The organism is uncultured Lamprocystis sp. (assembly GCF_903933125.1).
Taxonomy (GTDB): domain Bacteria; phylum Pseudomonadota; class Gammaproteobacteria; order Chromatiales; family Chromatiaceae; genus Thiodictyon.
Genome location: NZ_CAIZIZ010000406.1, coordinates 1 through 9,324, shown reverse-complemented (window position 1 = coordinate 9,324; position 9,324 = coordinate 1). Strand labels below are relative to the sequence as shown.

Below are 9,324 nucleotides of genomic sequence, written 5' to 3'. Positions count from 1 at the left end.
CTGGTGCGCCGCACCAGTTGGGCGGCGGCGAATTTCGTCAACTCAACCGCAGACCCGGACGCCCTCGTTATTTCCCAGCGGGACTGGGAACGCTTGCTGGATCAACTGGCCTCGACGGCCTGAAATGGCCAAAGTCGAGAGACAGGCAGGAGGTCGGGAGCCGCCCGGCATCCGACCTCCCTGTTCAACGCGCCTTACGGCGGTTGAATCCAGTGCGGACAAAGTGATCGCGATTACGATCGCGGCGAACGGGCAGACCAGAACCTATCTGAATGACGGAAAGATGGCGGTCGGTATGCCGCTCAAACTCGGTACGGCCAACCTCCAATTCGAAACGGCAGGGCAACGTCCGGCCAGTCGCGTCCTGGGCATCGCCGATCGCAAGCAGAACGGCGAGACGGCGTCCTGGTACTCCGACGGGTATGCCGCAATGGGGACTTCGAGTCAGCTTGGCTCGAGCTATATCGCACCCTTCGTTCAGCACGAGACGATTTACTCATTCAAAACCGGGCTCGCTCAATCCGAGCCGAACCCGCCGATGTTCGAGGCTATCGGTCCGATCGCGCTCGCTCGCAGCGGCCTTGATGCCTTGCACGAGCCTGTCCTCGGTCCGGGGATGGAAAACGTCGCCATGGCCCATGGGGATCTGAGCGTGTTCCGGAAGACCGGAGAGCGGATCATGAAAATCCCCGCGGCGACGCTTTTTTCGGACTTCCTCGACGGATCCTCTGATCCGGTGCGTAATCTGAACAGCTTCAGCGGGCTTGGCAACTGCCTGAGCGACTATCCGCAGACCGATGGCGGACATGGTTTCTGTGTGCACGAAGTCTATGATTCACGGGCCGCCTACGACTCCATCGGAAAGCGCTTCGTGTTCCTAGCCCAAGCGCGAAACACACTTTGGCAGAGGCCCTCGAAGTTCTACTGGGAAGATCATGGCGGACCAACGGTAGACGAGTGCTCAGCGTATTGGGACCCTAGCGAAATCGAGCGCTACTCCTTCGATTACTGCAACTCCGCACGGCGCTACCTGATGATTGCCGTATCCGTGAGCGAGAACCCTGCGGATGGCTTCCACCTCTGCGCGGTCAAGGAGTCTAACTACCGTGACTGGCCGACGCTCGCAGTCGTCGGAAATCAGCTCATCGTCGGCCACAAGAATGCAGAGAATCGAGACGGCTATGCGGCTCTCGTCTTCGACCTGTCGGCGATGCGCAGCGGCGCCAAGCGTCCGCGCTTCTTCCGCTTGGACCAGAGCAATCTCGACAACGATTACACTCTGTCCGTCCCGCGCACGCAGGACAATCAGAGCGTGTTGACGGTGGGAATCGGCTCGAGCGGCCGCGTCTTCGGTTTCTCGAAGACCCATCAAGGCTATACCGCCCCGAGCCTGGTTTGGACAAGCGCGACGCTGTTTCCCAGCGAGGCCTGGGTCTACTGGAAAGGCGCATTGCGCATCGCGAAGGAGGAAGAAGTGGAAAAGCGCAGCAAACGCTACGCGATACACTACGGACGCTATCCCGTGACGACCACGGCGACGAGCATCGACGTGAAGGTGCAAGCCGCGGACCAGGCGATGCCGTACAAGCCGCTCTTGGTTCCGAACAATGTCATCAAGTCCTACGATTGCGCCCGCCTCGGCGTGACGACATTGGGGGACGAGGTCATCGGCTTCTCGGCCGTGCGGGCTCTTGGCACAAAGGCGGGCTATGACGCGAGCGTGGTTCGGCGTCGGTACAACGAGACGAGCTTCGGCAAGCCGACGAGCTATGCCGCGGGCCAGCAGGTCGATCCCGATTCCTTGACCTCGGGGTTCACCTTAGTGACCGACCCGAGGCACTGCCAGCAGCAAGGCGCGGCCGAACGTGATCCGGAGGGCGGCAGGGTCTGGGTCGCGCACAACTACGGGCTCAACGCGACCAAGAGCGTGGTCGGCGCGCTCGGCTTCGTCAGCTTCCCGTAACGCACCGGGCTGCGGTGCGCTTGCGCACCGCACCTTTAGCGGCTGGTGGAGGCACGTCCAGGAGCCAACACCGGGGACAACCCGCTCGCGACCTGCATCAGCAGAGATCACTCATGGGCGGCAGCGTCGCCGAGGTCGGAGGCGGCCCCCCGATTCCCCCTCCTATGCATAGTCATCGCTCCCGCGTCAGATGCGCCTGCACCATCTTGATCTCGCCGTAGGAAGAGCCATCGCTGAGCGGCTGACCGGGGCGCGGGACGGCCGCGGCATCGACGCGCTGGCAACGGCACCAGTCGGCGACGATGGCCAGAATCTCTGCTCCATAGCGCGCGACGGAGGGCTTGCCGATGCCTTTGACGGCGACCAGCATTTTCGGGTTCTGGGGCAGGGTGTCGGCGATCTGTCGCAGGACGGCGCGGGTCAGCACGCGATAGTGCTCCACGCCCTCGCGCGCTTCTTCCTGCGCCTTCTGGTCGCGCCAACGCAACAGCGCGCCCAGCAGTCCGGGGCTCTCGGCCGCGTCGTGGCGCGGGTCGGGTTCTGGCCCCGTCGGCGGCCCGTTGGGCTCGGCATCGATCCGCGCCTTGGCCAGCGCGCTCAGATGGGCGGCTGTCGCGAACCCCTCCCGGCAGCTTTCGATACCGGCGGTCTTGACCGCCAGCTCCGTGCGCAGCTCCACGACGGCCTGGCCGAGCTGTTTGCTCAGCGCCTTGTTGTCGGTGCCGAACGCGAAGGCGGCGAGCCAGGGGCGCAAGCCCTGCTGGAGCTGCTCGGAGAAATAGACGGACGCCTTGCGCAGGCGCTCCTGCACGCGCGCGTCGTCCTCCGGGGGCAAATCCTCCCGGAACAACGCGCGGAGCTGGCCCCTGAATTTGGCGGCGACGGTGACGACTGCATCATTGGTCTGTCGCTCCAGGGCGTCGATGGTGTCCGTGCCGTTCGCGTCGATCACCCTTTGGTGCTCGCGCAGCAGGCCGAGCAGCCGCCGCAGCCGGGTGCCGAGGGTGCCGAAATCCCAGCATTCCTGGAGCAGCCGCTGCTGATAGGCGATGCGCGCGCGGTCGATCCGGTCCTGGGTTGGCGGGTGGCGGGTGGCCTCGGTGACATAGTCCGCCACCACTTGATCGGTCATGACCGCCCGGCGCGGGATGGGGGTACCGAGCACCAGCCCCTCGAAGGTCTTGCAGCGGCTTAAGGCCACATAGACCTGCCCGGGCGAGAAGGCCGCTCCGGCATCGACGATGGCCCGCTCGAAGGTCAGGCCCTGGCTCTTGTGGATGGTAATCGCCCAGGCCAGGCGCAACGGGTATTGGGTGAAGCGGCCGACGACCTCCTCGGTGATCGCCTTGGTCTCTTGGTCGAGGCTGTACTGGATGTTCTCCCAGGTGACCGGTTCGACCTCGATCTCGGTCGCATCATCCGGGCAGCGCACGCCGATGCGCTCGCGCCCGAGGCGCGTGATGGTGCCGATTTTGCCGTTGAAATAGCGCTTGGCCGGTCCGGCGTCGTTGCGTACGAACATGACCTGGGCGCCTTGTTTCAAAGTCAGCTTCTCGGCGGTCGGATAGCTGTGCGCCGGGTAGTCGCCCTGGATATTCGCGGCGAATGTGAATGACTTGGTGTCGAGTGCGGTGAGGCGCGTCTCATTGATGCGATCGGCGCCCTGGTTGTGCGTCGTCAGGGTGATATAGCCCGCCGATTCGCTGGGCCGGAAATCGGGCTGATAGCGTGAATTCAGCCGCTCCAGGGTGGCGTCGTCCAGCCGGTTGTCACGCACGCGATTGAGCAGTTCGATGAAATCCGCATCGGACTGGCGGTAGATGTGCTCGAGCGCAATGGGCACCATCTCGGTCGCCTGTAATGCCCGGCTGCCGAAGAAATAGGCGGATTCATAGAACTCCCTGAGGATCGCCCAGTCCGGCCCGGGCACCACGGGCGCGAGTTGATGCAGGTCGCCGATCATCAGGAGTTGGACGCCGCCGAATGGCCGGTCGGAGTCGCGCTCCCGGCGCAGCACGAAATCGACCGCATCGAGCAGGTCGCAGCGGACCATGCTGATCTCGTCGATGATGAGCAGGTCCAGGCCCTGGACGATCTCGCGCTTCTGTCGGCGCAAACGCCGCTCCGCCGTCTGGCGCTCGCCGTCGCCGCCGGGCACGAAAGGTCCGAACGGAAGCTGGAAGAATGAATGCAGGGTCACGCCGCCGGCATTGATTGCGGCCACCCCGGTCGGGGCGGTGACGATGGTGCGTTTGGGCAGGTCTGCTTTGAGCGTGTGCAGAAAGGTGGTCTTGCCGGTGCCGGCCTTGCCGGTCAGAAAGACATTCAGATCCGTGCCGCGGATGAGTTCTTGCGCCAACTGCAACTGTGGATTGCGCATGTCCGTCTCGACAACTGTGCGGGGCGACAGTCATTGTGCGGCTTTTCCGGCCTTGCGGCCAGTGGCGGGGCGGGTTCGATCGGGCAGACCGGCCCGACCCGCGGCCTGGCGAGACCCAGGGCGAAGATGGCGAGCGCTAGCCCGGTGCCCAGGGCGGCGGCGAGCGCCCAACGGTTGACCTAGGCCGCACCTGGGGCTAAAGTCTGGTCAGTCTGACTAGACAACAGGAGAAGCCATGGACAGCATTGGCGCAGACGAGCCCTCCCGCCGTGGCAATACCAGCTATTGGCAGCTTCAGGATGCCAAGGCCCGCTTCAGCGATGTGGTGCGCCGGGCCGTCGAGCAGGGATCTCAGCATGTGACAGTCAATGGCGAGGAGCGCGCCGTGGTCGTCTCGGCCCAAGAGTATGAACGCCTCACGGGCCACCGCACGGGCCGCGAGTTGGTCCTGCTCCTCGCAGAATCGCCCCTGGCGGAGGTCGAATTCGAGCATCCACGGATTACCGGGCCGGTTCGGGATGTCGATTTGTGAGTGGTTGGCTGCTCGACTGACTGTCGTGACGCGCAACACCGGCGAATTTGCCGCCGCCGGTGTTGCGATCGTCAATCCCTGGAAAGACCCGATCCGACCCTGCGAATAGACCCGGTCTGCCCCTGTGCCTGAGTGTTCGTTGAGCGGCAGAGAGACACTGGCCGCGAACGGCAAGACCCGCGTGGCGATGGTCACCCATAGGCCGCCGTCAATTCGTTCAAATCCACCCGCGCCCGCAAACGGCGACACAGCATGAAGGTGCCGACAAACTTGCGATGCAGGAAGAAGGTCGCCGGGTCGGGGTTCCGGCCGAAGGCATCCTCGTAGAAGAGTTCCCGCCCGCCGACAAAGATCCGCTCAAAGAGATCGGACGCCCCGAAATCATAGAGTCCCGCGTGACGCAACGGTTCGCCGGTGAGTGCGATCAACTCGGCAATGCCCGCGGCCTGTTCCGGGGCGGCGTCAGGGTCCAGGTAACCCAAGGCCAGGGCGCACTGGCGCACCACGTCCGTGTCCCCGATGACGGACGCCTGCATCATCTGCCGGTAGTACCCGACCAGCGTGGGGGCGATCCGTTCGGTGGCACCGAAATCGAGCAGGACCAGCTTGCGCGTCTCGGCCTGGTAGAGAAAATTGCTGTAGTTCGGATCGGTCTGTACCAGCGCGAAGTCGAACAACTCCCGCAGCAGGAGGCGGACCAGGAGGGTGGCGGCACGGTCACGCTCCACCTGGCGAAACGCCGGGCCGGTGAGTTGGTCCACCGGGATACCGGTGGCGAAGTCCATGGCGAGGACGCGGGTGCTGGAGAGGTCCCGGTGGACCTTGGGTACCAGCAAGTCGGGGTCGTCGCCGACCAGTGCTCCGTAGGCCTCCAGCGCGTCGGCCTCAGCCAGGTAATCAGCCTCCTGGTGCAGTTGGCGACGTGCCACCGTCAGAATGGGCTCCAGGTTCACGCTCTTGGGCGCGAGCCCCAGGGTCTGCCCCAGGAAGGCGAAATTGTCGAGGTCGCTGTCGATGCTCTCGCGTACCCCGGGAAACTGGATCTTGATGGCCAGGTGCCGACCGTCACGGGTCTCGGCCTCATGCACCTGGCCGATGGAGGCGGCGGCGATGGGGGTGAAGTTGAAGCGATGAAAGCGCTTGTCCCAGTCGGCCCCCAGTTCGCCTGAGAGCACCTGGTTGACCTGTCCCAGCGGCATGGGCTGGGCGCGGTCGCGCAGGCTTGCCATGATCCCGGCGGCCTCCGGCGAGAAGATGTCGGAGCCGTCCAGGGACATGAGTTGGCCCATCTTCATCGCCGCCCCGCGCATCCGCGCCAGGCGATCGGTGAAACGCTGGGTGCGTTCGGGCGACAGCCGGATGCGGTTCATTTCGCCGTCGCGGTTGAGTGCCAGCTCGAACAGCCCGCGCAACCCGACCCCGGCCGCCAAGTCGCCGGTGGCGCGGCCCAAGTGCCAGAGTCGAGCCAAGCGTTTGCTGGGGACGGCCAGGCCGCTGGGGAGTGGAGGTTTGGCCATGTGTGAGCCTCTCGAAATACGGTTGCAGGCCAAGTTGCCCGGCGGTGGCGGTCAAGATGCGGCCGCTAATGTCCATGCGCAATACAGGGCCGGAGATGCGGGCCAGCGCCGACTGGTGCGCGGCGCTCGAATGACCGCGGGCGAGTGCGTCTGCACCGCAGCGCCGCCCGTCGGGCCGCAGTTGCCTCTGGTCCGAGCAATGCCGTGCAAACCCATCGAACACATTTCTTTACATATCGATGAATGCTAATAGGCTAATATTTGAGGGCAACTGAGCGTCCTCCGAGTATTCCGAAGCACGGTGGTTCGACGATTCGTCATGCCCGTTCCGGGAAGATCGCGACAGTCGCGTCAATCTGGAGTACCCCTTCATGTGCTTGCGTCGTCCCCTGGCGGCCATCGCCGCGTTCACCAGCCTGATGTTGTCCATACCCAGCGCGGCCCTGGCCGCAAACTGGTACGTGTCGCCCGGCGGCAACGACGCCGGCGACGGCTCCGCCGCCCAGCCCTGGCGCACGATCGCCCATGCCGCCGCCGCCGCGCTGCAACCCGGCGATCAGGTTCTGATCGCCCCCGGCACCTATGCCGAGGCGATCACCCTGACCCGGTCCGGCGCGCCGATCGTCCCGGTCACCACCGGGGTTGCGGTCGCCGGGACCGATACCATCCGTTTCCCGGTCGGCACCGATCTGTCCGGGATCGATCTGGCCGGGCATCCAGGTGAATACCGGCTCTATGTCTATCGCAGTTGGCGCGCCAACAATGGCGTCTTTGAAATCCTGGAAACCGGCAGTGACGCGGACGGACCCTGGGTCCGGGCCGCCGGGGCTGCTTTCCGCGACGAGTCCGGGATCGCCGGTGACGCCCGTTATCTGACCGCCGCGGTCGGCCGGCCGATCATCTTCCGAAATGCCTCGGCGGACCCGGCCAATCAACGGGTACTGCTGGATGCGAGCACCAAGCCGGCCATCTACACCATGATTTATATCGGCCGTTACCTCGACTATGACGATGCGGACCCGGTCGACTGGACCATCGTCGACGGCATCGACGCCACCGGCTCGCACCAGGGCGGCGGGGTGCATCTCCAGGATTCGAGTTTCAACGTCGTCATGAACAGCCGGTTCTATGACCTGCAGGGTGCCGGTATCCTCATTGCCGGTAACCAGAACGAGCCGTCGCGCTACAACCTGATCTGGAACAATACCCTTTACAACACCCCGACCGAGGGCGTCTATGTCGGTGCCGGCGGCCATGGTCCGGCGGCCAATCACGCCTATTACACCCATGTGATCGGCAACGACATCGCCACCCAGGGCAGCGCCGCCAACGCGATCATGGAGAACGCGGTCGACTTGAAGGAGTACAACCTGGGCGACGTGGTCGCCGGCAATTTCATCCATGACTATGCGCTGATCAGCCAATCCAACGGCGCCATCGACATCCGCGACGGCAAGCAGTCTGTGCTGATCTACAACAACCGCATTCACAACATCGGAAAGGCCAACACCGGGGCCAACAGCATCATCCATCTCTATGCGGGCAGCGACGACATCGCTATCTTCGATAACGAACTCGCCGATACCACCGGCGTCGGCGCCGGGATCTACGCGTTCAACGTGGACGGCGGCGGGTCGAGCGGTGTGCTCATTGCCAATAACAGCGTGCGCGGATTCAATCGCGGCATTCTGCTGGAGCAATACGGGGGCATCACCGATGTGCGCTTCGCCAACAACATCTTTGATTTCAGCAGCGGCGGCATCGTCGAATGGGGTACGGCCGGGCGCTTCACCTTCTCTCATAACCTCTATGCCGCCAACCCGGGGGCCTACGCGAGCGAGCCCGGGCGCCTGATCGCCAATCCCCAATGGCTCAATCCGACGGCTGGCGACCTGCGCCCGGCGGCCACCAGCCCGGCGGTCGATTCGGGTCTGGAACTCGCCGCCGTCGCCCTCGATCTGGAATTGACTCCCAGACCCTCCGGCAGCGCCTGGGACCGCGGTGCCTATGAACTCCAGGCCGGCCCGCTGCCGCCGCCGACGGCGGGATTCGACGCCGCGCCGACCGCCGGAGCCGCCCCGCTGCAGGTCCAGTTCAGTGACCGTTCGACCGCTGTCGCCGCCTGGTCCTGGACCTTCGGCGACGGCGGCAGCTCCACCCTGGCCGCGCCGACCCATGTCTACACCGCGCCCGGCACCTACAGCGTTACCCTCACGGTCAGCAATGACACCGGCGGCGACAGCCTGACCCGCACCGGCCTGATCGAGGTGGCACCGTCGGCCGCCCGCCAAACGGTGCTTTCCAGCGACTTCGAGACCGGGCTCGCGGGTTGGTACCGCCAAGGCAAGGTCGCCTGGTACGCGGGTGATCCCAAGCACGGAACCCACGCCATGCGCTTCACCGGCAACAATGTCTGGGTCGAGCGCGGCCGCTCCACCGTCGGATACCGGGATCTCGTGTTGTCGGTCTACCTGGGCGCCAAGTCGTTCGAGAATTGGGAGTACCTGATTCTCTATTGGACCGACGGCCAAACCTGGTACGAACCGCTGACCATCGACAACCACCACCCGGCCAGCGATGGGCAACCGCATCTGCTCGAGGTCGCCCTGCCGGCCGCCGCCGCCAACAACCCGGCGTTCGGCATCGCCTTCGGCATGTGGGACACCGACACCAGCGACTTCGCCTACATCGACGACGTGCTGGTGACCGGCGTACCCATCAGTCCGTAGGGCGGACCAGGCGACGGCCGGATGGCGTCGCGCACCTGCCAACCCGCCCCGGAGTCCAAGGCTTCAGCCTTGGTTGGGCGGGTGCCAATTCGGCCAACTGTTGGAGACGGCCCGGCGTGAGCCCGTGGTCATCGAGCGCCACGGTCGGGCCGTCGCTGCCGTGGTTGCCAAGGAGTGCCGTAGTGCCGTAGGTTGGGGTGAGG

The 9,324-nt window shown here is 64.8% G+C and carries 6 protein-coding genes; 3 read left to right on the top strand and 3 right to left on the bottom strand.

What is annotated here, in order from left to right; translation table 11 throughout:
• The first annotated feature begins 124 nt into the window (after positions 1-124).
• Positions 125-1,963: a hypothetical protein gene (locus QZY03_RS21385; protein WP_295584412.1), complete on the top strand. Its 1,839-nt coding sequence runs from the start codon at positions 125-127 to the stop codon at positions 1,961-1,963.
• Between the two features lie 172 nt (positions 1,964-2,135).
• Here the strand turns inward: QZY03_RS21385 and QZY03_RS21380 are convergent, their stop codons facing one another.
• Positions 2,136-4,343: an HRDC domain-containing protein gene (locus QZY03_RS21380; protein WP_295584410.1), complete on the bottom strand. Its 2,208-nt coding sequence runs from the start codon at positions 4,341-4,343 to the stop codon at positions 2,136-2,138.
• A 235-nt stretch (positions 4,344-4,578) separates the two neighbouring features.
• Here QZY03_RS21380 and QZY03_RS21375 point away from each other — a divergent pair, with 235 nt between their 5' ends.
• Complete coding sequence (locus tag QZY03_RS21375; RefSeq protein ID WP_295584408.1) at positions 4,579-4,875, top strand: type II toxin-antitoxin system Phd/YefM family antitoxin; 297 nt, start codon at positions 4,579-4,581, stop codon at positions 4,873-4,875.
• 191 nt (positions 4,876-5,066) lie between these two features.
• Here QZY03_RS21375 and QZY03_RS21370 read toward each other — a convergent pair whose 3' ends face one another.
• Positions 5,067-6,392 carry an AarF/ABC1/UbiB kinase family protein gene (locus tag QZY03_RS21370; protein ID WP_295584407.1) on the bottom strand — a complete coding sequence of 442 codons (1,326 nt, stop codon included), beginning with the start codon at positions 6,390-6,392 and terminating at the stop codon, positions 5,067-5,069.
• Between the two features lie 371 nt (positions 6,393-6,763).
• On the opposite strand from QZY03_RS21370, the gene QZY03_RS21365 reads away from it, so the two are divergent.
• Complete coding sequence (locus QZY03_RS21365; protein WP_295584406.1) at positions 6,764-9,121, top strand: PKD domain-containing protein; 2,358 nt, start codon at positions 6,764-6,766, stop codon at positions 9,119-9,121.
• On the opposite strand, the gene QZY03_RS21360 is transcribed toward QZY03_RS21365, so the two are convergent.
• Positions 9,111-9,324: hypothetical protein (locus tag QZY03_RS21360; RefSeq protein WP_295584404.1), on the bottom strand; the 214-nt coding region annotated here is incomplete at its 5' end. The two genes, QZY03_RS21365 and QZY03_RS21360, sit on opposite strands and share 11 nt — an antisense overlap.

Excerpts from the sequence above, each read along its gene's own strand:
- QZY03_RS21385 (WP_295584412.1), top strand. The coding sequence starts at position 125 with ATGGCCAAAGTCGAGAGACAGGCAGGAGGTCGGGAGCCGCCCGGCATC.
- QZY03_RS21380 (WP_295584410.1), bottom strand. The coding sequence starts at position 4,343 with ATGCGCAATCCACAGTTGCAGTTGGCGCAAGAACTCATCCGCGGCACG.
- QZY03_RS21375 (WP_295584408.1), top strand. The coding sequence starts at position 4,579 with ATGGACAGCATTGGCGCAGACGAGCCCTCCCGCCGTGGCAATACCAGC.
- QZY03_RS21370 (WP_295584407.1), bottom strand. The coding sequence starts at position 6,392 with ATGGCCAAACCTCCACTCCCCAGCGGCCTGGCCGTCCCCAGCAAACGC.
- QZY03_RS21365 (WP_295584406.1), top strand. The coding sequence starts at position 6,764 with ATGTGCTTGCGTCGTCCCCTGGCGGCCATCGCCGCGTTCACCAGCCTG.